This is a genomic window from Planctopirus hydrillae, from assembly GCF_001707835.1.
Lineage (GTDB): Bacteria > Planctomycetota > Planctomycetia > Planctomycetales > Planctomycetaceae > Planctopirus > Planctopirus hydrillae.
In genome coordinates this window covers 95,964-118,796 of record NZ_LYDR01000150.1, presented here as the reverse complement: position 1 = coordinate 118,796, position 22,833 = coordinate 95,964, and the positions used below count along the sequence as shown (strand labels likewise).

Genomic DNA, 22,833 nt, shown 5'->3' with positions numbered 1-22,833 from the left:
ATCATACCTGGTTCTCGCTGAACTCAGGTGGGATCGTGATAAAAACGCAGAACTGGCTCCAGATCGATGAGATAAAGCTGGCGACCATTTCCGCCATGAGGTGAATCGATGCAGGCGAGTCGTCCATTGGGGGTGCTGCGAGGGTGATTATCGCAGCGCCATTCGCCCGTGTAAGCCGGCGGTGAATGAAAGTGTCCCAAGGGATATTTCTGACCCGTTGGGACATGAAACAGGTAAGGATGCTGCAGGCGTGCCTGATCGGGGTAAGTGTCATTCAGAATCCACGCCGTCGGCGTTGCTTCGAGACCAGTCAGATATGTGTTATGACCATTCACTGTCATCACGCCCGCACCGACTGCTTCGACCTCAGCGGTGCGATCGCGCAGATGATAGAAGCCAAACGGCTTTCCTTGCGGCTTTGTCCAGGCGGTGATGGTTTCGGGATCGCGCCAGACAAAGTGGGAGGTTTCTCCCGATGGATCGATCACGAACAGATCGCTGCCATCTCGTCTGGCTGTGAGCATGCGAGTTCGGAACGCCACTCGGGAATTGACTGGTTTCCAGCGATGCAGGAATGTGAAGCGACTGCCATCAGGATTGATCAGCAGATGGTTAAACCAGTGCTTAGCCCCCTGCATATCCGGAAGAGACGGGCCGAGTGCCGCGACCTGGGCAATCGAGATGAGCAGTTCGGATGTTCCTGTCTGCAGGTCAATCTTCCAGATGCCAGAGGCGTGGGGTGTCAACTCGTCCTTATAAGGGTCGGCCAGACCGGTATAGCCGTATCCTGGGCGGACATCATTGAGGCGACGGAAGTCGGTCGTGATGGCCGACTTCCCATCGGGTGCCAGAGTATAAATCGCCGAATCGAGGAGTTGGCTTTCGCCTGTCGAGAGATCATAGATTCGCGATTGATAGTGGTGGGAACCGCGTTCATTCCAGATCACTTTCGAGCTCGAACCAGGCAGCCACTGCAGCATACATCCCTGCTGCCAGCACCAGGCGGTCGTCGCACCTAAGCGGACCCACTCGTCGTTGTTCGCAAGATCGACATAGCCGATCTCGATTTCGTCATCGGGCTTCGGGGAGCGATGCTCGAAGTTCGTTTTCATCCCCAGCACTTTGGTGTTGGTGGGGTCGAATTGCAGCTTGTCGTAATAACCAAACCAGTGGTGGCCCGGGGCACGTGTGATGGCACGGACAGGAGGGAGTTCTTCCGCCGGAGTGTCGCTGCACCAGCCTCTTCGATTCCATCCCGCAGTCAATAAGGTGAGTGCGGCCGACTGTTGGAGAAACTGGCGTCGATGCAACATGACGGAGACTCTTTGTGGCTGTGGAGATTTCTCGAAGTAGAAGGCCCCTTATCGTCAGTTGATCAATGGGCAGAAATCAAGTCTCTGTTCTGTTCGACCATTTGCTCTCATCATCCACGAAGTGATATGAGGAAGGACTCAGGTGGCAATCCACTGATGATCGACCTGTTCAGCCCGGCAGTCGAACTTGAGTCGCAGGTGTCCTGCGGGATGCAGGTCATACCAGTCGATTTCCAACACTCGGGCGAGAAGCACACAGAAGTTTGGCCGGCCAGCCATGAGTTCCTGCTCTGTCAGTTCTCGGCCTCGAAGTTCAGCCGGTAAGGTGCTGATGGGCCCGGGAAGAGGAGCCCCCGGCGGCTCGGTTGAAAGATAGCTTTTGCGGCTGGAAGCCGGCGTTTTCGACCATTGGGAACTCGCCAGTTCGTCTTCTGTATGCAGTGAGATCTGGGAGTTGATACGCAGTTGAATCGCAGCGGCAGGGTCGTAAAAAGTCCAGGATGCGTGAGGATTCGACTGTAACTGGTTGATCTTGGGAGATCGCCGATCGACATGGGCCACGAGGTGACGGCTTTGGGGCAAGACGTCTCTCAGGATCACAGTTCGAGCCGCTGGCCAGTGACCATCCAGAGCGATCCCACCCAGTGTCGCCCCATCCAGTGTCGCCAATACGGGTGTTCGCCACGGTGACTGTCGATCTTCGACGGCTGCCAGCAGTCGGATCCAGAGTTGATCCCATACCCAAGCATGGGATTCACGAGCCTCTTGCATGTTCGGGATCTTCCTGTTCCTCGGCCACACAAATCGACAGAAAGAATTCGGTCTTATTCCCACATATCCTGTGATGTACTGAGTTCACGGGCCAGGAAGGGACGAAATGAGACTAAGGTGGCGAGTGCATCATTTCCTTCGAGCCCGAATGAGCCGTAGAGGATTTCGAGAGCGTCATTGACGCTGGCCAGCCTGACATCTTCGACAAGTTGCCGGGCATGATCGAAAAACCCTGCGTCCTGATCGCATCGCGCCAGGAAATGTGAGGCCGCAAGTTCGGCCCGTTCCATAGGAAGAGCACTCATCAAGGCAAATGCCTCGCCTGCTGCCAGAATATCCCGTGAGCGAATCTGCCTTAGGAACTGCCCCCAGGTCGATTCAAAATCTGACGCCTGAAGATTGGAAAACTCTCGTTTTTCTCGATGAGACGATTGTTCCAGTGGGGTTACGCCTGAAGGATTCGCGCTCTCCGGTAGATCATAATGCACCTCCAGAGACTTATAAGATGCGAAATCTTTGGAGGAAATCAGATCTTCCGAGCGAAATTCTTCGGCATCGAAATGAGGTGGCGGCTGAGGAACATTGTCGACCGGGAAATTCCCGATGATCTGATTAATCAAAACCAGTTTGGCGCCGTACTGCTCATACAGCAGATCAATTTCCCCGCGATAGGATTCGCCTAGAGCGTCATCGATGAGATCGTCGACAGAGTCGATGATTCGTTCGGACATACGATCTGCGAGACTCTCGCGAAGTTTATGCAGAATTTCCAGTGCTTCCGCACGGCGTTGCATGCTGATTTATCCTCTCTTTGGGGTGCCGTATCCTCACCTTAGGATGATGGGAAGTCCACTAAAACTGCTGCCACATGTCGCTTTTTTGCCACATTGTCTATGAAGCACAACATCAATCATTACGTTCGCCAGATTCGCCGTAATCGTTAAAGCCTGACGCTGAAGTGAGGCAGAACTGAAGTCAAGTTGATCGCCGAGCGGCCAAAAATGCCCCAGGTCGGTGCTAACTCAAAAATCAAGAAATCCACAAGTTATTGATTGGCATATTGTTGTGTCACACCGAGCTACACTTCTACCCCGTTTGGCACGGCGGCTGCGTTAGCTGTCTCCCATCAGATCATCATGAGCGAAACGAAAAAAATCGCGTCCTGATTGGCTCCCAGGGTGTGTGGCCGGCGCGATTTGCCAGAGTTCCTGATCGGGAGATCCATCATGTTTCGTAGTTTAGTTCTGAGCGCAATTGTCGCAGGCGCTACCATGTGGGGGACTTCTCAAACTGCAGATGCCGGTGTGAGAGTGCGCGTGGGACCACAGCCCAGGGTGGTTGTGCGGCCGGTCGCAAGACCTGTTTACCGCAATGTCTACGCACCACCTCGCTACGGCTGGTACGGCAATCCCGGCTATGGATATCCAGGTTATGGATATCGTAATGGTTACTACCAGAATTGGTATGGCCCACGTTATGGCTACCGGAGCGGGTTCGGCATCAATACACCGGGTTTCGGGATCTACGTCCGATAGTCGCTGGTAATCCACAGTCTCAACCTATGGCCCTTGTCAACTGCGCTCAAGACGCAGGCATGACAAGGGCCTTTTCGTTGAATCCTGCGAAAGAACTGTGCTTTGTTGCCCGAGGGTGTCCGTCAGAGGTTCCACTTCCACGATCACTGATCGCACCGATCTTCAAAGCATTATCGAGTGGAATGTTACGGGCAGAATGCATGCAAATTGATGAACTCAAGATGAAGAGCGTTGCAGACTCGGAATTCCGGGTGCCGGAGTTTATCCTTATTGAGTACGGTGGATGGTTAACCTTGGAAGTGGATCTGCTCGCTGAGCCCGGCAGATCGAATCGAATCATCAACCCGATTGATGGTGAACCAAGCCCAGACAGAACATGGCGTAGCAGCCAGCTCAGGTTCTGGAACCTCGATAGCAGCGATGAATTTCATCGTTACTTTTGCCCTCGAATTGCCTTGACGGAATAACAGATGACTCGGCCTTTCCCTGCTGATGCAGAACACAAAGAGATTGAACAAGCGCGCGGTTTGCTGGTCGAGGCGGGGTACGGCAAACTCGCGGGTTGGCTCCAGACATTGCCTGCTGTCAGCCGGTCGAAGCTTGCCAGAGAAATCGTGGCCATTGACTGGCCACTACTCAAACATGCTGTGGCTGCAAAGCAAATCACAACGGCCCCTGCGAATGGAGCGAATTCTCCAGCCTCGCGAGCTGTCGCGCCCGAACAATTGATCCGCCAGCCAAAGGACTCGAACGATTTTTCGGCTTGGCGCACTGCAGCAGAACGTGGCCGCGACCTGCTCAAAAAGGGGCAGGTTGTGCTGATGGTGGTGGCTGGTGGACAAGGCACGCGACTGGGCTTTTCGCATCCGAAGGGGCAGTATCCGATTGGTCCAGTCAGCCAGGCCTCACTCTTTCAGATTTTTTGCGAGCAGATTCGAGCACTCGAGAAAGAGGTCGGGGTTGTTTTGCCCTATTGCCTGATGACCAGTGATTCGACACACGAAGCGACGATGCGTTTTTTTGAAGCCAATGCGTTTTTTGGCTTGTCGAAGGAACAGGTGCATTTCTTTAAGCAGGGGAATCTTCCGGCACTCGATAGCCGCACGGGTGAACCCCTCTTGGCGACTGCGGATTCACTGGCGATGAGTCCGGATGGGCACGGCGGCATGTTGCGTGCATTCCGGGAAAGTGGGCTGCTCGACAAGTTCCTCTCCGAAGGTCGTACCACGCTCTACTATCATCAGATCGACAATCCGGCAGCGATTCTGGCTGAACCGGCTTTTCTCGGTTGGCACGCCCGATATGACTCACAGGTCTCGACCAAAGTGGTAGCTAAGTCCAGTGCGAGCGAGCGGATGGGTGTGGTGGTCTCAATTGATGGTGCCACCCAGATCATCGAATACAGCGATATGCCGGCCGAACTGGCCCAGCGGGTTGATGCCCGCGGGCAGTTGCAGTTATGGGCCGGAAATACGGCCATCCATCTCTTCGACCTGGCCTTTCTGAAAGGTCTGGATGGCGATCGCGCTTTGCCACTGCATGTGGCCCACAAGCCTGTCGGCTGTTTTGATATCGAGAGCCGACAGATGATTTCGACAGCCGAGCCGAATGCCTGGAAATTTGAGCGATTCATTTTCGATACACTGCCGCTGGCGAAGAGTTCACTCGTGGTGGAAGCCGATCGGTCTCGCGAGTTTCTGCCAGTCAAGAATCGCGATGGGGCCGATTCGCCCGCCTCCGTGAGGCAAGCCTTACTCGACCTCCATCGAAGCTGGCTGCTGCAGGCAGGTGCGAAAGTTTCCCCCGGTGTGAAAGTGGAGATCAGCCCTCTGGTGGCCCGCGACCTCGAGACTTTGGCAGGTCAACTGCAGCCGGGCATCGAGTTCCATCAGGATGTCTATCTTGATGAGAAGTTTCTGCAGTCGCTCAAGCGGGCTTGACGACTTGAGTATTCCCGAAGGCTCAACATTCTGAAAACCGTTGGTGGGGAAGGTTCTTTTTGAGACTATCCGAGAGAGAGATGACGGCTAAAATCGACGTGAAGATGTTGTGGAACATTCCGCAGTCTCCAAAGTGTGTTTGGCACATCTCCTGAAGATCAATGGCTGGCTGGGGTGTATCAGGCATGCTTGCCCAGAGCGGCAAGCATGGCACACAGAACGGTTTTAACAGAGCGGTTTTAAACGTTGGGATTCGTATTCATTACCTCGGTCGGAATCAATTGGGATATGGCATGTCGAAAGAGCGTGTAGTCCTCGCGATGAGTGGCGGAGTGGATAGCTCTGTGGCTGCCGTTCTGCTGCAGCAGCAAGGCTACGAGGTCATCGGCCTCTTCATGCGTTCTGGTGAAGCCAGTGCCAGTGCCTGCTCACTCCCTCCCAGTGGCCTGCTGCCTGTTATTGAGCGAAAATCTCATAAGCAGGGATGTTGCAGTGCGGCTGATGCAGCGGACGCCCAGCGTGTGGCCGATCTGCTGGATATTCCCTTCCATGCCCTCAATTTTCGTGATTCGTTCGATCAGATCAAATCGTACTTTGCGGATGAATATCTCAAGGGCCGCACTCCCAATCCGTGCGTCATGTGCAATGTCTGGCTGAAGTTTGGCCGGTTGTGGGAGTTTGCCCAGCAGGTCGGTGCGACGCGTATTGCCACAGGGCATTATGCCCGCATCATTCAAGACGAATTCGGGCAGACCCGATTGATGCGGGGAGCTGATCTTTCCAAAGATCAATCGTATGTGCTCTTCGGGATTCGCCCGGAAATTCTTTCGAAGATTCTCTTCCCTGTCGGTCATCAGACCAAAGCGGAGATTCGTGAGATTGCAGCACAGGCCAATTTGCGAGTTGCTGGTAAACCCGACAGCCAGGAGATCTGCTTCATTCCGGACAACGATTATCGAGGGTTCCTCAGGCGATACCGCGATGTCAGTGACACCTCCGGGAATTTCGTAGATCCACAGGGGAAGATCCTGGGTCAGCACAGTGGGTTTGAGCAGTTCACGATTGGTCAACGCCGCGGGCTGGGAATTGCACTGGGTGAACCTCGATTTGTGATCAGGATCGATGCAGAGTCGAGAAATGTGACGTTAGGAACTGCCGAAGAGCTGGGTTCGTACTCCCTTGTGGCAGCACGCACCAACTGGCTTTCAGCCCCCACCAACGAAGTGTTTTCCTGCACTGCTCAGATTCGATCGATGCATCGGGCAGCGTCAGCGTATGCACAGGTGGATGCTGATGGAACATTGCATCTGCGCTTCTGCGAGCCTCAATCGGGAGTGGCGCCGGGGCAAGCCGTCGTGCTCTATGATTCGCTGGAACGAGTGATTTGCGGTGCGTGGATTGAAGACTCTCATTCCCCACGAGCCGAGGCACTGGCTATGGTCGATTCTCACGCTTGCTGAAGGCCCGGTCTGTCATGTCTTTTCGCAACCCGGAAGTGCTTCGTTACCTGAGATGTGCGCGCTGTCGTCAGGGATTGATACTCCGACAAATTGTACCAGCCGCCCAGACGAACGAGACGAAGACCGAGGCTGTCAGTCCCGTGCAGGAGTTTCTGCTGTGCACCAATACCGACTGCCGGCTCGAATTTTCCATTCGGGAGGAGATCCCCGTGCTCGTGACGGAGTTTGCCCGAGAACTTCCATTCGACCAGTGGCAAACGTGTCTGAATAATCGTCCCTGCCTGAATGATCGTCATAGTGCTGCACCATCCAGTGAGAACGCTCCTGCCGCTGGCTGAAAATCTGAGAAATCAGCCTTGCAGACGTTACTGCCAGCAGTGGGGTGAACACAACTTGCGAATTCCCGGGGATCGTGCTGTCGGAAACGGGCATGATCCTGATGAGTTGCTATACTTGGCGGGATGGAGAATTCACCCAACCCCCGCCGATCTGCCGCCAAACGTCCTGCTCAGGGCCAGTCCTACCCGAAGTCTTCCCGTCGTCCTGCCACAAATCAACCACCCGCAGGAGATGACGGTGCGGAGAAGAGGGGCGAATCTGCACGCAATCGGCGTGGAGATCATGCTCCGCAGGGCGACAATCGTGCAGCCGGTGGGCGACGCTATGGCACCTCATCTCGTGGGCCGGATGCGCGATCGCGCGGGCCGGCTTCGCGAAATCCTGCGACGGGCGAGTTTCCTGCTCATGAAACCAGCAACGCTAAATCTGTCCGCCAGCGTCGGGCACAGATCGATTCAGGAAGTGAAGTTCAGCGGCGGCTCGCGTTGTACTCGCCCGAAATGTTGAGTCCCCGTCCACTGACGGCAGACAAGATCCCGGTCATTGTGGCGCGCAGCCCCAGCCGACATCCTTACTACTTCCGCAAAATGCTCGTCAGCGGGATTAAAGCCGCTCAGCCAGGCGATCTCGTGAAGGTCGTCCTGGAAGAATCACAGCAGACACTTGGCTACGGGCTCTACAATCCGCGGGCCGAGATGACTGTCCGCATGCTGACCCGGGGTGATCAGATCCCTGATGAAGCGTGGTGGAAATCAAAGCTCGAAGCAGCCGTCAAATTCCGCACAGAGACTCTGGGACTCGAACAGCAGGGCAATGTCTATCGACTGGTGCATGCCGAAGGAGATGGATTGCCGGGACTGATGGTTGATCGTTATGGCGATGTTCTTTCCGTTGAGGCCTTCAACCTGGGGATGTATCAGCGGGCCGAAAGCATTCTGGATCTGCTGGCGGCATGCACGGGAGCGAAGCATGGCATTTTGAGGCCCGGCGCTTATGCCGCTCAACTGGAAGGCTTTGATGCAGACCCGTTTGGCTCGGAGAATGCCCCCGAGAGTGTGCAGGTGGTTGAGAATGGTGTGAAGTACGAAGTTCAATTTGAGGATGGCCACAAGACCGGCTTCTTCTGTGATCAACGCCAGAATCGCGCCAGAGTGGCCGAGTTGGCAGCCGGACAGCGCGTGCTCGATTTGTGTTGCTACTCGGGCGGGTTTGCTCTCTCGGCGGCTGTTGCCGGGGCGAAAAGCGTCCATGGCGTCGATCTGGATGAAGCGGCCATTGCTGTGGCCAAAAAGAATGCCAAGCTCAACAAAGTCCAGATTGAATGGGCGCATGCAGATATTTTTGCCTGGATGCGAGAAGCTCAAAAACAGGGCCAGCAATGGGATATTGTGGTTCTCGACCCGCCCAAACTCATTCGCACACGTGATGATTATGAAGATGGTCGCAAGAAGTATTTTGATATGAATCGGCTGGCAGCCAGTCTTGTGGCACCAGGTGGCATGCTGATTACCTGCAGTTGTTCAGGGTTGTTGTCTTCAGCCGATTTTACGCGGGTCACGGGCTATGCGATCGACAATGCAGGGCGATCAGCCCGACTGTGTGAACAGACGGGTGCCGGGCCCGATCATCCGGTGCATGTGCGCTGCCCGGAATCACTCTATCTGAAGGTGAACTGGTACTGGTTCGATGAAGCTCCCGTGACGAAGTCCGCGCACTTGCCGGAAGATCTCATGGAAGACTTCACAGGCGAGAGCGATTCTTTGACAGACTCAGACGATTAGAAAAACGTTGAGCTTCTGCTTCATCGAAGTGAGGTTTTGATTACCAGGCAGGGATCATTTTGCCAGAACGATCCTGCTTGAAGGGGACCCAGGCGAGGATCATCCTCTCGACCTTCATATCGGTCTTCTTGGGCGTAAGTTGCGTTTCTTCCAGCACATAACGAGAAGGGTCGAGCCCGACGATTTCATCGATCTCATGCTGGAAGTCGTCCTGCAGTTTCTGAATCTGCGATCGAACAGCCTCGACGGTCTCTTCGGCCCGGCCAACATCGCCCCGTTCTTCCAGAACCCGAGAGGCAGCACGGGCTGATGTCGCTGCTCTCGAAAGGTTCGTTGTCGAGATCTTTTTCCGGCTGGTAAAGGCCCCTAACAGTGATGTTCCAAAACTGATGACAGCGGAAAGTGTCTGGGAGTTCGCCTGACTTTTCTGCTTTTCAGCCGTCTGCTCGGCTCGACGCAAACGATCTTCGAGAGTCTGCAGCTTGGACTGATATTTGGCCTGAATTTTGGCCTTGGCCAGTTCCCGTTGATCGCGATGCCCCTGATCCAGCCTCTGGCGGAAATCGCCTTCGGATTCACCAGGCAGCGAGATCCCTTTGGGGTCAGCACATTTGAAAAGCGAAAGTTTTCGCGAGCGATAGAGACAATCTTTCAATGCTGTCGCCTGAGATGTGTAAGTCTTCGCTCGAAAGAGTTCCGCAGGCGGTTGGGTAAAAGTGGCGTTGGCTTCAGGGCTGCTGGCAAGAGTTAACTCCCCTTCCAGTTCTTCGGCCGCTTCCCAGTTGAGAGCCTCACCTTCGTGAGCTGGCAATAACAGGGAAACGGTCTGCCATTCGTCGATCCCACCCGCTGTCTGTGTAAAGTGAATACGGGCTGTGGCGTAGAGCGCGGGATGATAGATCAGGTTCTCGCCCGTCGAGAGAGCGCCCGACCGCTCGATGAAGACTTCCGAAACTTCGGGCGGAAGGACTGGTCGGGTTCCTGTGGCAGCATCCGCATGCCAGGTGGAAGCGGCGTGATCCTCGGGCATTTGCGATTTGCGTTCATCCATCAGCAGTTGAATCTGCTCTCGACTGAGTGGCCCCCGCAGATAGGAAAGAGCCCAGCGAGACTGGAAGACTGTGGGCTGATCATCGTGGACGTTGTTCATCAGGAAGACCCGACTGCCCAGCGAAGACAGGAGCTTTTCCATCGAACTGCGATCAAAGGCATGGCCCGTCGCTGTCGAGGCTCCTTCGAGACCATCGAGTACTCGGAGTTTATCGCGCTCGGTTTGTAAACGACCGATCAGCCAGGTCCCACAATTGGAAAGGCCCTTGTAATCGAGATCGACAGGATTCTGCGTTGCCAGAACGCAACCCAGGCCAAAGGCGCGGGCCTGCTTGAGGAGCGTGAGCATGGGCTGCTTGCTGGGTGGATTTGCGCTCGGCGGAAAATAGCCGAAGATTTCATCCATGTAGAGCAACGCTCGAAGTGCTGTCGTTCCCGATTGAGCGCGCATCCAACTGATGACTTCACCGAGCAGAATCGTGACAAAGAACATGCGCTCGGCATCACTCAAATGAGCGATCGACAGGATCGCAATTCGGGGTTTGCCTTCGGGGGTATAGAGCAGACGCTGAATGTCGAGTGGCTCGCCTGTCATCCAGGCTTGAAACCCGGGCGAAGCGAGCAGGTTGTTGAGCGACATGGCAAACGAGAATCGATCTTTAGCCGGGAAGAAACTTTCCAGATCGAGAAAGCCGACTCGATCAAAGGGGGTCTGCTGGATATCGCGAATCAACCGGCCCAACTCAAGATTCTGTCCGTCGCGCCACGACCGTTCGACGAGTGTCGAGAGAAGAATATGTTCTCTGCTGCGGAGTGGATCGGCATCGACTCCCAGGAGTGCCAGCAGCCCCGAAACAGCACTGCCAATCCTTTCGCGAAAGGCCTCGGCATTATCGCGAATGACAGGGGGCGGAGCGGAAAGCGATTTGAGAATTGTCAGCGGGACACCAACAGTGCTGCCGGGAGTGTAGATGCAGACATCGGCTGATTCGCGGAAGCGGGAAATTCGCTCGGGAGGCTGATCCCAGGCCGCCAGGCCCTCTTTCCATTGTGTGGCAGTTCTGGCAGCGAGTTCATCGACAGTGAGCCCTTTGCGAGTGGCTTCGCCAGGATCAATCCACGGTTTGAAATCGGCCGGTTTAAGAGATGGAAACGTCAGGAGGAGATTCCCCAGATCGCCTTTGGGATCGATGCAGATGGCAGGGAGGCCATCAATGGCCGCTTCTTCGAGAAGTGACAGACACAGGCCCGTTTTGCCACTGCCCGTCATCCCCACGCAGAGGGCATGGGTGGTGAGATCCTTGGAATCGTACAGGACGGGAGTATTGCTGAGCTGACCACTTGCCAGGTTGTATTCGCGACCTAAGTAGAACACTCCCAGCTTTTCGTAATCGCTCATATTTCACCTGAGGTAGAAAATCGTCGGATCTTGGAGATTGAGGGTTCGATCTGGGGATTGGCCAGAACGACTCATGAATTGTGCTACGATCCAAGCACAAACGGCCATTTCGAGCAAGTGGGGCATTGATGATGAAGAGCAGGGGATGAATGAATGCAGATCCTTACGGTAAAAATCCGTCAGTTGGCCGAGAATTCTCAAGGGATTGCCGGAAAAGCTCCATCAAACTCCTGATGTTCGAAGTGATCACCAGATAAAATTCTTTGCTGTGGAATCGACTGTGGAATCCAATGGAATGTGGTTTCCAACCTGTAAGAGATCCTCCCGGGAAAGAAGTCTCGATCTGCCATGCCTGACCTCTCGACGTTCGTCAAAATCTGCGGCGTGACAACTCCCACACAGGCGGCTGCCATTTCGCAATTGGGGCCGACGGCACTGGGTTTGAATTTTTACAGGCGATCGCCTCGATGCGTGACTTTAGAGCAAGCTTGCGAGATTCGTACCGCCATAACACCCGGAGTGCTGGCTGTGGGGGTGTTTGTGAATGAGACAGTGGACTCCATGCTCACGATCTTCAAAGAGGCCCAACTGGATGTGATCCAGCTTCATGGAGATGAACCGGCTCATGTTGTCACTCAAATTCGAGAAGAAGCTCGATCGCAAGGATTGCCTCAACCGGGAATTTACCGCGCCTTTCGTGTGGGTGAGGAAGGTCTCGTCGATGTGTCGAAACATCTGGAAGAGTTGTCGCAACTGGGCTTCCAGTACGATGGTGTGTTGATTGATGCCAGAGTCACGAAGATCTCTTCTTCGAATCAAGGCCAAGCTGGTGAAACGATCTATGGAGGAAGTGGACACCAGGCCCCCTGGCCCTTGCTGATTGGCTGGCGGGAAATCTTGAGGCAGACGCCGCTGTACCTCGCGGGTGGTTTGACCCCTGCCAATGTCGAGGAAGCGATGCGAACTGTTCATCCGACCGGTGTCGATACTGCCAGTGGCGTCGAAGTTTCCCCGGGGGTGAAGGATCTCGCACTCTGCAGGCAATTCATTGAGAGAGTGAGAGCCATTGTCGCTTCCTGAATTTACGCACCGGTGAAGGAAGGCAATTCCTTTATTGATGATTTGGGATTAGCATATCAGGGCCTGCCACGATGGTTTGTTCAATGTGGCTGCGTTGTTTTGTCTGCTTGTTGAGCGATCGTCGTGATTTCAAGTTGGTCTGCAAAAAGGTTTCCTAACATGCTGAGTTTGTCATCATGGAGTGCGTTGTCTAAGGCAACGGTTGCGATACTTTCCGGGCTGCTGCTCATTCCGACGATCTCGGCCCAGGCGGACTGGCCGACATTCCGGGGTGCCGATCGGACCGCTGTCGCACCTGATACAGGCCTCTTGAAAGAGTGGCCCAAGGAAGGCCCGAAGCTGTTGTGGAAAGCCGAAGGTGCCGGTCGTGGCTATTCGAGCCTGGCAGTTGCCGGCGACAAGGTCTTCACTCTTGGTGATGCTCCATCAGTCGCAGAAGATAAGGATGAATATCTGCTGGCCTTCAACCGGGCCGATGGCAAGCTGTTGTGGAAAACCAAGACTGGCCCCGCCTGGAATGAGGGGAAAGAGTCGTGGCAGAGTTCCCGCAGTACCCCCACTGTGGCGGGTGACGATGTGTTCGTGCTCTCTCCACAGGGAGTGCTGGTCGCTTGTGAAGCCGCGACTGGCAAGGAAATCTGGCGGAAAGATCTCAAGGCTGAGTTTGGTGGCAAGAAGGCTGATTCATGGGGCTATAGTGAATCAGTCCTGGTCGATGGCGACCGTGTGATTGTGACTCCCGGCGGCCCCAAGACGACGATGGCCGCACTCAACCGTGCAACTGGTGCCACGATCTGGACGACTGTCCGTGAGGATGACCGTGGAGCAGGGCATGCTTCGATTGTCCCTGTGACAGTGGGTGGCGTGAAGGTTTATGTGCAGACGACGGGCTCCGGCCCATTGGGTGTGCGCGCCAACGATGGCCAGTTGCTCTGGTCATACCCCATTGAAAAGACGACAGCCGTGATTCCGACTCCCATCGTTAAGAATGATCTCGTGTTCTTCGCTGCCGGTTACAAGCGCGGCGGAGCTCTGCTGAAGCAGATTCCCGGAGAGAACGAAACAGTGAAGATCGAGGAGGTTTACCCACTCAACCCACGCCTGGCCAACAAGCATGGCGGGATCATCCTGATGGGTGACTATCTCTATGGAGATTCTGACGATGCCGGTATCCCTTACTGTGCTGACCTCATGACAGGCGAAGTCAAATGGCAAGGTCGTGGTGCCGGGAAAGGTTCGGTCTCTGTCGTGGGTGCTGATGGGAAAGCCTATTGGCGATTCAGTGACGGGGTGATGGTTCTTTCGGAAACTGGGCCAGAGAAGTACACCGAAATCAGCTCTTTCCAGATTCCTGGCAGTGGTGATCGCCCCAGTTGGTCGCATCCTGTCATTACCGATGGCAAGTTGTATCTGCGCGAGCAGGATGCTGTGCTTTGCTATGATCTGAAGCCATAACTTTTCGCATGAGAAATCAATTGGTCTCAGCCGACAGGCAGGCCCATGCTGTCATGCAAAAATTAATGTCCCCCGGCCTTCTCATGAAGAGCCGGGGGATTTGCATTCATGGCCCAGTCTTGCTTCACTTGCCTGCGATGTCGTTCACATATTTCTCTGGATCAACGATTCCTTCCATGCCACCAATTCTTGTTGTTGCCGTCCTGCTGACCATCAGCAATCTGTTCATGACGTATGCCTGGTATGGGCACTTGAAAGATCATGCTCATCAGCCGTTGTGGATTGCGGTGCTGGTGAGTTGGGGGGTGGCGTTTTTTGAATACCTGGTGCAGGTTCCTGCCAATCGATTTGGGAATGATCATCACATCAGTCTGGGTCAACTGAAGATTTTGCAGGAAGTGATTACATTGGCTGTCTTCGTCCCCTTTGCCATTTACTACATGAATCGGCCTTTATCCTGGAATTTCCTCTGGGCGGGTTGCTGCATGCTGGGTGCCGTTTACTTCATCTTTAACGACCCCGCTGCCAAAGCGGAAAAGCATGAGTCGACTGCCACTGCACAAGCGGCAAACGAGCCAGTCACTCATCAAGAAGCGAGCTCACCACTGCCGGCCGTCACTCACACATCTCGTGAGGATTGAGTCAGAAAGCCGCCAGACTTTAGAGCACGATCGCCAACGGGATGTGCACGTTAGTGCATATCCCTACGTCGTATCGATCATGTCCGATCCATCTCAAAGTGCGCCGACCGCCTGGCAACAGTATGCAGCAACCTGCAACGGATGCAGCAATTTGCTTCGTCACGGCCAAGTCGTGGTGTGTTTTGGGGTGGGATTTGACTCGATTTTTGTAAGGTAGCGGCTCTCTTGAGGGATTGGCATGGTCTGTGCATTTCTTTGCAAAAAGATTGCACCGTTGGGGATCAAATTTTCGTAAATGGTTGGGAGAGAGTGTCTCCTATCCAACTTTTTGAATCCCGCAGGGCTGTTATCAGCATTTCTACTGAGGTTCAGATTTTTCTTGCCGTCATGATCAACAAATCGACGGCATCACTCGTGAATGGTGTGGAAGGTCAGTTATGCTGCCATTTCTCAAATCCCCTGGCTCTGGGACTGGCATGACTTTCTCGTCGCTTGCTTCATTTGAAGATTATCTGGTTCAGCAGCAACTGGTGTCGCCGCGTGCTTTGGCGGAGGCGGCCCGACATATTCGCGGCACTGATTCGTCGGCGATCAAGGAGTTGATCCGAGAACTGGAACGTCGGATGGAGCTGACGGGTTATCAGTCGGGGATTCTGCTGAAGCATGAGACCGAGGGTTTGCGAGTTGGCAATTACAAATTGCTCTATCGCAATGCTTCAGGGAGTTTTGCCCGGGTCTTCCGTGGCTGCTCTGTATTGACTGGAGAGATGATTGGCCTGAAGGTCCTGCGCCAGCGTTATGCCAGTGATCCACGCGCTGTTAATCTCTTCAAGCGGGAAGGCGAACTGGGGCGTCGCCTGAAACATAAAAACATCGTACCCATCTACGAAGTGGGGAGTGATGGTGGCCAGCATTACCTGACGATGGAGTTCGTCGAAGGTGGCAATCTCAAGGATATCCTGAAAATTCGGGGCAAGTTCACTCCCGAAGAAGCGGTCAAATACATCATCGATCTGGCGGAAGGGCTCGAATATGCATTGTCGATGGGTTTTACTCATCGCGATCTGAAGCTCTCGAACGCTCTGCTTTCAGCACAACGCGTCGCGAAGCTGGTCGACTTTGGATTGGCGGGTGGCGAAGCCTCGGGTGTGGCTGATGAAGCCGACCGTGCTGTGGAATACGGCACGCTGGAAAAATTCACGGGAGCTCCTGATGGTGACCCGCGCAGCGATTTGTTCTTTCTGGGGGTCATGCTCTACGAAATGGTCTCGGGCCAACCCCCTTATCCACCAACAAAAGACATTAACGAGCGGCGGCAGATCAGCAGGTACCGTAACATCCGGCCCATCACTTCCGTATGCCCGGGACTTACGAGGCCGCTGGTGGAGATCATCGACCAGTTGCTGCGCAGCAATCCCCACGAGCGCTATCAATCACCGACAGAACTGCTGCGAGATTTGCGGAAACTTCAGGCCAGTTTCAGCTCAACATCAGCCAGCAGCGAAAGTTCAGGAAGCACCAGCGGGCCCATGCCCGCAATCAAGAATTCTGAGGGCGAACCTTCATCCAGTCCCTCCACGGCGAATAACACCTCGACCATCCTGTGTATTGAAGGTCGTGCGACTCAACAGGATCGTCTCCGCGAATATCTTTCCAAGCATGCATATCGGGTGTTGATGCTCAGTGATACCGATCGAGCTCTGCAGCGTCTCGAAAGCATGGCTGTCTCAGGGATTCTCGTGACCTGTGAAGCGTTAGCTGATGATGTGGTCGGTCGATATGGCCAGTTGAAAAAGTACGCTGATCGTACTGAGACTCCCCTGGTGCTGGCCTTATCAGCAAAACGAGCTGATCTGTTGCCGCAACTGCCGACTTCCCGTTACAGCCAGGTCATGCCGCAACCCGTGACACTTCGCGATCTGCGTGATCGACTGGAAACCATGAAAGCCAGCTAATTTGGCTCAGCGCTCCCATTGTGTTTGAAAATCAGATGTGCTTGAAAATCAGAAAGCAAGCTTGCCTATCTGCGTGAAGCGTGTCGTATTACGGGCAGCGTGGCGTTTATACCGGCAATAAATCTTGCAGGTCACATCGGATTTCATTCGAGAGGAGGCTCGCAGGTGTTCGATGTGCCACGCGATCTCTCAGACGCTGCAATTTGCTGTAGAGTTGCTCTCGTTCCCCAGTGAGAAAATCATTCCGGATGCTGGCAGAGGCGTATGAGGACTGAACCGAATACGTGGATGGAGAGGTCGTGAGACAGGTGGAGAGCCGCTGAGACAACGAGTCTTTGGACATCATTGAGTCTGCTCGATCTGACATCGTTGAGTCTGAATGGATGGTTTCAGAACTCATGGCAGGACAGCTTCCTGCAACCGAATTCCCGATACTCGAACTCTGCGCTGATTCGTGTCGATTCCCTGCCAGCAGGACATCCAGCAAACTGACGAGCCAGCGATCTCTCAACAAAGTTGAGGGTTCATCCAGCACCTGACGGAGATCGCCCAGCAGCAGATACTCCAGATCCGACCAGTAACCTCGCGGTGCGATTGTTGATTGAACCGCGGTGGACATCATGATTACGGGGCCGAATGGACTTTAGGGAGGTAGGACACTTCAAGACGTCAATGCAAGGGATGTGCCGAGTCAATTGCCGCGATCGAAATTTTGAGAATTCTGCCATTCCCTGCGCTTTTGCCAGAATTAAATGTTGAAAATGAACTGAAAACACATCTTTGTCCGCCGTCAGCACGTGCCCTATGTCAAACCGATTGATCATCGAGGGTTTCTGGTCAACCAGAGAGCGATCTCGTTCTGAACAGAATCTGTTCAGCAATTGCGCCGAAAATGAGCAAACGGCATCTGGTCGATCTCTAAGAACTCTGCGCCCCTATTCAAAGGAAAAATGCGATGTCATCAGCGTTTCGTCGAAAATTCTCAGCGGGATCATTCATCAGCGGGACACATGTAAATAAGTAATTATTCTGATGCCTGGCGGGAGTTCCGGGATGGACGGAGGTCTGGCGCCGCCTCATAAGCAGAGTTCCCTTAACAGTCGAATCTGCCCGGTGGCTGCCAGGTTATGGTTTGGAAAGTGAGTTCGATCCTTCTACTCTTTCGCTTCTGCACGGCTCGTGAGATGATCTGCAGCGAACCTGGCAGGAACTGAGCTTCACAGGATTGTTGATCCCGAAGCCACCTGCGGGTTTTTTACGTTCCTCAACCAGCGGCAATGAGTTTCATCAAACCGCAGCCTTACGATCGGAATATCGACGTGGCGACATCTGTCGACCAGATCCCCACCAATCTTCCTGCTTTGCCAGAACCCTGGCAGGCTGTTGTCAGCAAGTGCGTGAGTTCGCAACAACCTGTCCTGCAATGGGCGTGGTCAAATATCGATGCCTCGCGACATTTTCAAAAAACGTTGTTGGTCCTGACCAATCGGAATCTAATGGCTTTTGCTGGCTCCCCTGAGTCTCCCCAGATTTCGCAGTGGCCTCTCAGTCAAATTGAAAAGCTGACGACCAGCGACCGAGCCGGGCTGGGAACTCTGGAAGCGCAATCGACCGATCGTCGCCTGGCGATCTGGCATTACACACTCGATCTGGGCCCTGCCATTTTGCTGTTGATCGAAGCTTTTCAGATGGCTTCGCTGGGCAGGAAGTCAATTTCGCTGGAAGAGCCAGTGCAGGCTCCCGAAGCTGAATCGACCACGACTCCGCCAACCACCAAAGCCCTCTGGCGGCTTGCCCGATTTGCCAGGCCTCATGCCGCCGCAATTGCAGCAGGTTTTCTCCTGTCTTTCCTGGCGATGATTGCCGGGCTCATCCCGCCTTATCTTACGGTTCCGTTGCTGGATGATATTCTTATCCCCTATCAGACAGCAGCGACGCTTTCGCGCGAGACAGGTCAGCCGATTCCACCTGCGGTCGACTTTTCGATGTCACTGGCGGGGATGTACCTGGCGGGTTTGCTGCTGGCGGCTGTGGCCGCCTGGATTCTGGGCTGGCTGCAGGGGGCACTTCTGGCTCGCGTCAGTGAGCGGATTGCGGCCGATCTTCGCAATGCCTCGTATGCCCATTTGCAAAGGCTGTCTCTCGAGTACTTTGGTGGTAAACGGACGGGCGATCTCATGTCGCGCGTCAGTACGGATTCGGATCGCCTGTGCCAGTTCCTTTCGGATGGTGTCGTCGATTTTGCTGCCGACTGTTTTCTGATTGTCGGGACGGCCGTCGTTCTCTTCTGGATTGACCCGTGGCTGGCCATGGTCTCGCTCGTCCCTTTTCCACTGGTGATCTGGCTGATGTATGTCTCGCGTGACCGCCTGCAATCGGGCTTTCAGAAGGGTGGACGTGCCTGGGCCCACATGACGAGTGTCCTGGCGGATACCATCCCCGGGATTCGGGTTGTCAAAGCCTTTGCCCAGGAAACGCGTGAGATTCAGCGGTTTGAACAGGCCAATCGAGAAGTTCTTTCGGCCAACGACAAAGTGAATCGAGTCTGGACGTTCTTCTGGCCCATGATCATTTTCCTCAATCAACTGGGTGTGCTGGTCGTATGGGGCTACGGGATTTACCGGGTTCATGAGCAGATGATTACTGTGGGTGTGCTGACTGCATTCCTGGCGTATATCGCGAGGTTTTATGGTCGGCTGGAATCGATGAGCCGCATGGTGAATTCATCGCAGCGGGCGGCTGCCAGTGCTCATCGGATCTTTGAAATTCTCGATCGGGTATCAAGTGTTCCCGAGCCCGCTCAACCAGTCCCGCTGAAAGACTTCAAGGGCGAGATCGAACTGAAGTCGATTGGTTTCCGATATGGAAACCGCAAAGTGCTGGATGGTGTGAATCTGAAAATTGCCGCTGGGGAAATGATCGGACTCGTCGGCCAGACCGGTGCTGGCAAAAGCACGCTGATCAATCTGGTGTGCCGCTTTTTTGATGTGGCCGAAGGGGCGATCTATGCGGATGGCACAGACATTCGCTCGTTCCGAGTGGAAGACTGGCGCAAGAATGTCGGGATCGTGCTGCAGGACCCTTTCCTCTTCTTTGGAACCATTGCGGAAAACATCGCCTATGGGAAGCCAGGGGCTTCGCGCGATGAAATCATCGAAGCGGCCAGGGCGGCTCGTGCTCACGAGTTCATTCTGCAGTTACCGGATGGATACGATTCGCTGGTCGGTGAGCGGGGACAATCGCTCTCGGGTGGTGAGAGGCAGCGCATTTCGATTGCGAGGGCGCTGCTGATTAACCCCAGGCTGCTGATTCTTGATGAAGCAACCAGTGCCGTCGATACCGAAACCGAGCGGCAGATTCAGGAAGCGCTGCAGAATCTGGTCAAGGGCCGAACGACGATTGCGATTGCTCACCGTCTCAGTACGTTACGCCGAGCCAATCGAATTGTGGTTCTCGATCATGGTCGTCTGGTCGAATCAGGAACTCACGAAGAGTTGTTGAAGCTGTCCGGCGGGCATTACGCCAAACTGGTCGAAGCTCAACAGGCACTCACAAAAGACATTGGCTGGTAATCTATTCTCATCATCCCTTTGAAGGTCACTGACGAACATGCAGCACAACCCGCGATTTTTGCAACTGGTGGAATCGGTTCGTACCAACATTCGCGAATGCAGTATTGCCGACCTGAAGTTGCTGCTCGAAACGAAATCTCCCGTGCTTCTCTTTGACGTGCGCGAGGATCATGAATGGGCCAAGGGCCATATTCCGACAGCGAAGCATCTGGGCCGGGGCATTATCGAACGGGATATAGAAACGTTGATCCCTGATCCGGAAACCGAAATTTACCTGTATTGCGGCGGTGGGTTTCGCTCAGCTCTGGCCGCCGACACGCTGCAGAAAATGGGCTACATGCATGTGATCTCGGTGGATGGTGGCTTCCGTGGCTGGAAAGAATCTGGGGGTGAGATTGTCACCCCCAGTGCTTAGCTATACAGCCAGCCCATGCCATGCTGCTTTGATTTCCAGTAAATGATGATCTGTGGCTACTGTGGAGCATAACGAAGAGTAGCTGCCAGCCCACATGTACCGGGAACCTGTTCGCCTCCGGCTGCGAGGACAGTCCCTCCGGTCATCATGACGCGAGCACAGATTTCACCGACGACATCGTAACTGACCGGGCAATTGGCGGCACCTGGCGTAATTTTGCCGTGCTCATCGATGGTCCCGGGGGTGACTCGGGCGACATCAACAATTAAGGATTGCACGGCACCCTGTGTGGCAGCGACAGCGATCTCTTCGAGAATGGTGGTCGTGCGATTTTGAGTTTTTCGCTGTTCGAAGGTATCAAGTGCCGTTTGAATGCGGGCACTGGCGAGGTTCTGGAAGATGGTGCGGGCGGCGGCCACGATTTCGACATCGGAAATCGCATCCGGGCTGTGGCGAATCTCGTCGGCAGCGAGAAATGGATACGTTGCCAATTGGCGGTAAATGGAAAGCAAGGGTTCTGTTGCTGCCAGAACCAGAGGTTCACTGCGTCCATTGAGAACCGGCCGGAGTGCCTGATCAACCAGGCGTGCATATTGTGTGAGACGAACTTTCTTCCCTTCGTCTCCCTGAATTCGTCCGCTGGGTGAGCGATCCTGAATGGACGACTTGCCGACTGCACTAGCTGCATCCTTCGGCAAGCCGTCGATGTTCAATGTCACTGCGGGCAGGTCGGAGCAGATCTGCAGCAGCTTGACATTATTCTGACCAAGCACCAGGACAAAGCCTGTCGAAGAAGCCGCCATTGGATGCAGCAATGGCTTGACGTGGAATCGATCACTGACTTCCACCAGCTCTTGAACGCTGTAGGGAAGTCTTAAAGTATGAATCTGTGTGGGTGTCACAAAAATAGCGAGGCCATGTGCCTGGTATTCCCAGAATGATCCATCATCCACCAGATCAAGAAGCAGTCCTTCAATGGCTTCAATATCTTTTTTCGGATGCTCTGCCAGTTGATCAATCGCAGTTTTTGTCAGATTTTTGAGGACAATCCGATCCTGCTGGGCCTGCTGAGAAAGTGGCGTCGTGGGAAGATAAATGCTGACCTTGATCTCACCCCGTGAATTCATCAGGGTGGCAATATCATCTCGAGAGGGAAGATCAACGTGAAGCATCTGGAATATCCTGTCAGAACATCGTGAAGTAGAGAATTCGCGATCTCTAAATCACTCCATTGACCATCAGCAAACAAGTCAATGCTGATCAAAATTCTGGGGAATTCCATAAATTGCAGCTTTTGAGCACTGTGACAAAGCAAATGTACAAACAATTGAATGCTTACGGTCCACCATGTTAAGGAACAAGCGGCTCTCTTCACAGTTCGCAAACCTATTGAAAGGTCGAACGACGACTCCACGCGGCGTGCAGGTTTGCACTTTCTGCAGATCTGTTTTGGTCGAACAGAGTGGATACGTTGTCGCCTTATCTCGAGTTGCGATTGGTTGAAGCGCACCTACGAGAGTTCGCGGGCGAACGAGTGATCAACGACCGTGAACTCGGGATCGAGTGCCGGAGCGGGTTGTCGATTGAGGCGATGCAGCCGATGGGGCTGCAGATCGTGGAAGAAGGCACAACCGCTGATCCCACCCAAGACGGCCAATGCCCAAAGTGCCAGCCAGAACCTGCGTTCCATATTGGTGCTCATCCTTTCGTTCATCGATCCGGTTCCGGACATCTATGGCGGCGGTGCGGGAAAGTAAGTCTTCGAACCTGTGAATTCAGGTTCATCTCAACCATGCGTCTTCCCACAGGACGGCTGGATCGTCAAGGTGTGGTTGAGATGCATTTTCGGCAGGAATCGCCAGATGTCTCGGAGACTCGATACGAAGCAGATTCAGCAGGAATGCCCCGGCAAAGATTGCCGCTGAAACCCTGGTGCGTGCTCTGAATGGCTGCTTTTGCCGCTGGAACGTGATCGACTTTTTCGATGGCAGAGATTCATCCAGCAGCGATGACTTTCGGGCCGATACGACTTTCGTAGAAGTATTGCTTCGCCCCCTGAGGTTGAATCAAAACTTGCGACCCCTGATAAGTAGCCATTTGGTGGTGCGGTTCCCTGCTCCCGAGAAT

At 54.2% G+C, this 22,833-nt stretch carries 19 protein-coding genes and 1 pseudogene; 13 read left to right on the top strand and 7 right to left on the bottom strand.

The window, feature by feature from the left end; genetic code table 11:
• Positions 1–23 precede the first annotated feature (23 nt).
• The 3 genes from A6X21_RS18225 to A6X21_RS18215 all read right to left on the bottom strand — a co-directional run bounded on the left by A6X21_RS18225 (position 24) and on the right by A6X21_RS18215 (position 2,878).
• Positions 24–1,313: a hypothetical protein gene (locus tag A6X21_RS18225; protein ID WP_068850764.1), complete on the bottom strand. Its 1,290-nt coding sequence runs from the start codon at positions 1,311–1,313 to the stop codon at positions 24–26.
• Between the two features lie 138 nt (positions 1,314–1,451).
• A complete protein-coding gene (locus A6X21_RS18220; RefSeq protein ID WP_068850762.1) occupies positions 1,452–2,084 on the bottom strand; it encodes a pyridoxamine 5'-phosphate oxidase family protein in 633 nt (210 codons plus the stop codon).
• 53 nt (positions 2,085–2,137) lie between these two features.
• Positions 2,138–2,878 (bottom strand): hypothetical protein, encoded by a 741-nt coding sequence (locus tag A6X21_RS18215; RefSeq protein ID WP_068850759.1) that lies wholly within the window; start codon positions 2,876–2,878, stop codon positions 2,138–2,140.
• Positions 2,879–3,310: 432 nt separating this feature from the next.
• On the opposite strand from A6X21_RS18215, the gene A6X21_RS24090 reads away from it, so the two are divergent.
• From A6X21_RS24090 to A6X21_RS18190, 6 genes are all read left to right on the top strand, one after another.
• On the top strand, positions 3,311–3,619 hold the full coding sequence (locus A6X21_RS24090; RefSeq protein WP_131818425.1) for a hypothetical protein: 309 nt from the start codon (positions 3,311–3,313) through the stop codon (positions 3,617–3,619).
• Between the two features lie 200 nt (positions 3,620–3,819).
• Positions 3,820–4,086, top strand: a complete 267-nt coding sequence (locus tag A6X21_RS18210; protein ID WP_131818424.1) for a hypothetical protein — start codon at positions 3,820–3,822, stop codon at positions 4,084–4,086.
• Positions 4,087–4,089: 3 nt separating this feature from the next.
• The gene (locus tag A6X21_RS18205) at positions 4,090–5,559 is read left to right on the top strand and encodes a UTP--glucose-1-phosphate uridylyltransferase (RefSeq protein ID WP_068850754.1); all 1,470 of its coding nucleotides are present in this window, start codon (positions 4,090–4,092) and stop codon (positions 5,557–5,559) included.
• Between the two features lie 293 nt (positions 5,560–5,852).
• On the top strand, positions 5,853–7,019 hold the full coding sequence (gene mnmA / locus A6X21_RS18200; RefSeq protein ID WP_165603856.1) for a tRNA 2-thiouridine(34) synthase MnmA: 1,167 nt from the start codon (positions 5,853–5,855) through the stop codon (positions 7,017–7,019).
• A gap of 14 nt (positions 7,020–7,033) precedes the next feature.
• A complete protein-coding gene (locus tag A6X21_RS18195) occupies positions 7,034–7,357 on the top strand; it encodes a hypothetical protein (protein WP_068850751.1) in 324 nt (107 codons plus the stop codon).
• 123 nt (positions 7,358–7,480) lie between these two features.
• Complete coding sequence (locus A6X21_RS18190) at positions 7,481–9,139, top strand: class I SAM-dependent rRNA methyltransferase (protein WP_068850748.1); 1,659 nt, start codon at positions 7,481–7,483, stop codon at positions 9,137–9,139.
• Positions 9,140–9,179: 40 nt separating this feature from the next.
• Here the strand turns inward: A6X21_RS18190 and A6X21_RS18185 are convergent, their stop codons facing one another.
• Positions 9,180–11,588: an ATP-binding protein gene (locus tag A6X21_RS18185; RefSeq protein WP_068850746.1), complete on the bottom strand. Its 2,409-nt coding sequence runs from the start codon at positions 11,586–11,588 to the stop codon at positions 9,180–9,182.
• Positions 11,589–11,936: 348 nt separating this feature from the next.
• Here A6X21_RS18185 and A6X21_RS18180 point away from each other — a divergent pair, with 348 nt between their 5' ends.
• The 4 genes and pseudogenes from A6X21_RS18180 to A6X21_RS18165 all read left to right on the top strand — a co-directional run bounded on the left by A6X21_RS18180 (position 11,937) and on the right by A6X21_RS18165 (position 16,719).
• On the top strand, positions 11,937–12,668 hold the full coding sequence (locus tag A6X21_RS18180) for a phosphoribosylanthranilate isomerase (RefSeq protein ID WP_068850742.1): 732 nt from the start codon (positions 11,937–11,939) through the stop codon (positions 12,666–12,668).
• A gap of 159 nt (positions 12,669–12,827) precedes the next feature.
• A complete protein-coding gene (locus A6X21_RS18175) occupies positions 12,828–14,123 on the top strand; it encodes a PQQ-binding-like beta-propeller repeat protein (RefSeq protein ID WP_068850739.1) in 1,296 nt (431 codons plus the stop codon).
• A gap of 176 nt (positions 14,124–14,299) precedes the next feature.
• A pseudogene (locus A6X21_RS18170) lies at positions 14,300–14,635 on the top strand (DMT family protein); the annotation flags it as partial.
• Positions 14,636–15,240: 605 nt separating this feature from the next.
• Positions 15,241–16,719 carry a serine/threonine-protein kinase gene (locus tag A6X21_RS18165; protein ID WP_240490317.1) on the top strand — a complete coding sequence of 493 codons (1,479 nt, stop codon included), beginning with the start codon at positions 15,241–15,243 and terminating at the stop codon, positions 16,717–16,719.
• Between the two features lie 106 nt (positions 16,720–16,825).
• Here A6X21_RS18165 and A6X21_RS18160 read toward each other — a convergent pair whose 3' ends face one another.
• A complete protein-coding gene (locus A6X21_RS18160; protein ID WP_068850733.1) occupies positions 16,826–17,338 on the bottom strand; it encodes a hypothetical protein in 513 nt (170 codons plus the stop codon).
• Positions 17,339–17,996: 658 nt separating this feature from the next.
• Between A6X21_RS18160 and A6X21_RS18150 the strand changes: the two genes are divergently transcribed.
• Both A6X21_RS18150 and A6X21_RS18145 read left to right on the top strand, forming a co-directional pair.
• Positions 17,997–20,291 (top strand): cyanophycin metabolism-associated ABC transporter, encoded by a 2,295-nt coding sequence (locus tag A6X21_RS18150; RefSeq protein ID WP_205847496.1) that lies wholly within the window; start codon positions 17,997–17,999, stop codon positions 20,289–20,291.
• A gap of 37 nt (positions 20,292–20,328) precedes the next feature.
• A complete protein-coding gene (locus A6X21_RS18145) occupies positions 20,329–20,706 on the top strand; it encodes a rhodanese-like domain-containing protein (protein ID WP_068850727.1) in 378 nt (125 codons plus the stop codon).
• A 56-nt stretch (positions 20,707–20,762) separates the two neighbouring features.
• Here A6X21_RS18145 and A6X21_RS18140 read toward each other — a convergent pair whose 3' ends face one another.
• Complete coding sequence (locus A6X21_RS18140) at positions 20,763–21,878, bottom strand: baeRF11 domain-containing protein (protein ID WP_068850724.1); 1,116 nt, start codon at positions 21,876–21,878, stop codon at positions 20,763–20,765.
• A gap of 338 nt (positions 21,879–22,216) precedes the next feature.
• A complete protein-coding gene (locus A6X21_RS18135; protein ID WP_165603855.1) occupies positions 22,217–22,408 on the bottom strand; it encodes a hypothetical protein in 192 nt (63 codons plus the stop codon).
• A gap of 90 nt (positions 22,409–22,498) precedes the next feature.
• Here A6X21_RS18135 and A6X21_RS24830 point away from each other — a divergent pair, with 90 nt between their 5' ends.
• Entirely contained in the window at positions 22,499–22,651 is a 153-nt protein-coding gene (locus tag A6X21_RS24830) for a hypothetical protein (RefSeq protein ID WP_165603854.1), read from the top strand.
• Positions 22,652–22,833 lie beyond the last annotated feature (182 nt).

Excerpts from the sequence above, each read along its gene's own strand:
- A6X21_RS18225 (WP_068850764.1), bottom strand. The coding sequence starts at position 1,313 with ATGTTGCATCGACGCCAGTTTCTCCAACAGTCGGCCGCACTCACCTTA.
- A6X21_RS18220 (WP_068850762.1), bottom strand. The coding sequence starts at position 2,084 with ATGCAAGAGGCTCGTGAATCCCATGCTTGGGTATGGGATCAACTCTGG.
- A6X21_RS18215 (WP_068850759.1), bottom strand. The coding sequence starts at position 2,878 with ATGCAACGCCGTGCGGAAGCACTGGAAATTCTGCATAAACTTCGCGAG.
- A6X21_RS24090 (WP_131818425.1), top strand. The coding sequence starts at position 3,311 with ATGTTTCGTAGTTTAGTTCTGAGCGCAATTGTCGCAGGCGCTACCATG.
- A6X21_RS18210 (WP_131818424.1), top strand. The coding sequence starts at position 3,820 with ATGCAAATTGATGAACTCAAGATGAAGAGCGTTGCAGACTCGGAATTC.
- A6X21_RS18205 (WP_068850754.1), top strand. The coding sequence starts at position 4,090 with ATGACTCGGCCTTTCCCTGCTGATGCAGAACACAAAGAGATTGAACAA.
- mnmA (WP_165603856.1), top strand. The coding sequence starts at position 5,853 with ATGTCGAAAGAGCGTGTAGTCCTCGCGATGAGTGGCGGAGTGGATAGC.
- A6X21_RS18195 (WP_068850751.1), top strand. The coding sequence starts at position 7,034 with ATGTCTTTTCGCAACCCGGAAGTGCTTCGTTACCTGAGATGTGCGCGC.
- A6X21_RS18190 (WP_068850748.1), top strand. The coding sequence starts at position 7,481 with ATGGAGAATTCACCCAACCCCCGCCGATCTGCCGCCAAACGTCCTGCT.
- A6X21_RS18185 (WP_068850746.1), bottom strand. The coding sequence starts at position 11,588 with ATGAGCGATTACGAAAAGCTGGGAGTGTTCTACTTAGGTCGCGAATAC.
- A6X21_RS18180 (WP_068850742.1), top strand. The coding sequence starts at position 11,937 with ATGCCTGACCTCTCGACGTTCGTCAAAATCTGCGGCGTGACAACTCCC.
- A6X21_RS18175 (WP_068850739.1), top strand. The coding sequence starts at position 12,828 with ATGCTGAGTTTGTCATCATGGAGTGCGTTGTCTAAGGCAACGGTTGCG.
- A6X21_RS18165 (WP_240490317.1), top strand. The coding sequence starts at position 15,241 with ATGACTTTCTCGTCGCTTGCTTCATTTGAAGATTATCTGGTTCAGCAG.
- A6X21_RS18160 (WP_068850733.1), bottom strand. The coding sequence starts at position 17,338 with ATGTCCACCGCGGTTCAATCAACAATCGCACCGCGAGGTTACTGGTCG.
- A6X21_RS18150 (WP_205847496.1), top strand. The coding sequence starts at position 17,997 with ATGAGTTTCATCAAACCGCAGCCTTACGATCGGAATATCGACGTGGCG.
- A6X21_RS18145 (WP_068850727.1), top strand. The coding sequence starts at position 20,329 with ATGCAGCACAACCCGCGATTTTTGCAACTGGTGGAATCGGTTCGTACC.
- A6X21_RS18140 (WP_068850724.1), bottom strand. The coding sequence starts at position 21,878 with ATGCTTCACGTTGATCTTCCCTCTCGAGATGATATTGCCACCCTGATG.
- A6X21_RS18135 (WP_165603855.1), bottom strand. The coding sequence starts at position 22,408 with ATGAGCACCAATATGGAACGCAGGTTCTGGCTGGCACTTTGGGCATTG.
- A6X21_RS24830 (WP_165603854.1), top strand. The coding sequence starts at position 22,499 with ATGCGTCTTCCCACAGGACGGCTGGATCGTCAAGGTGTGGTTGAGATG.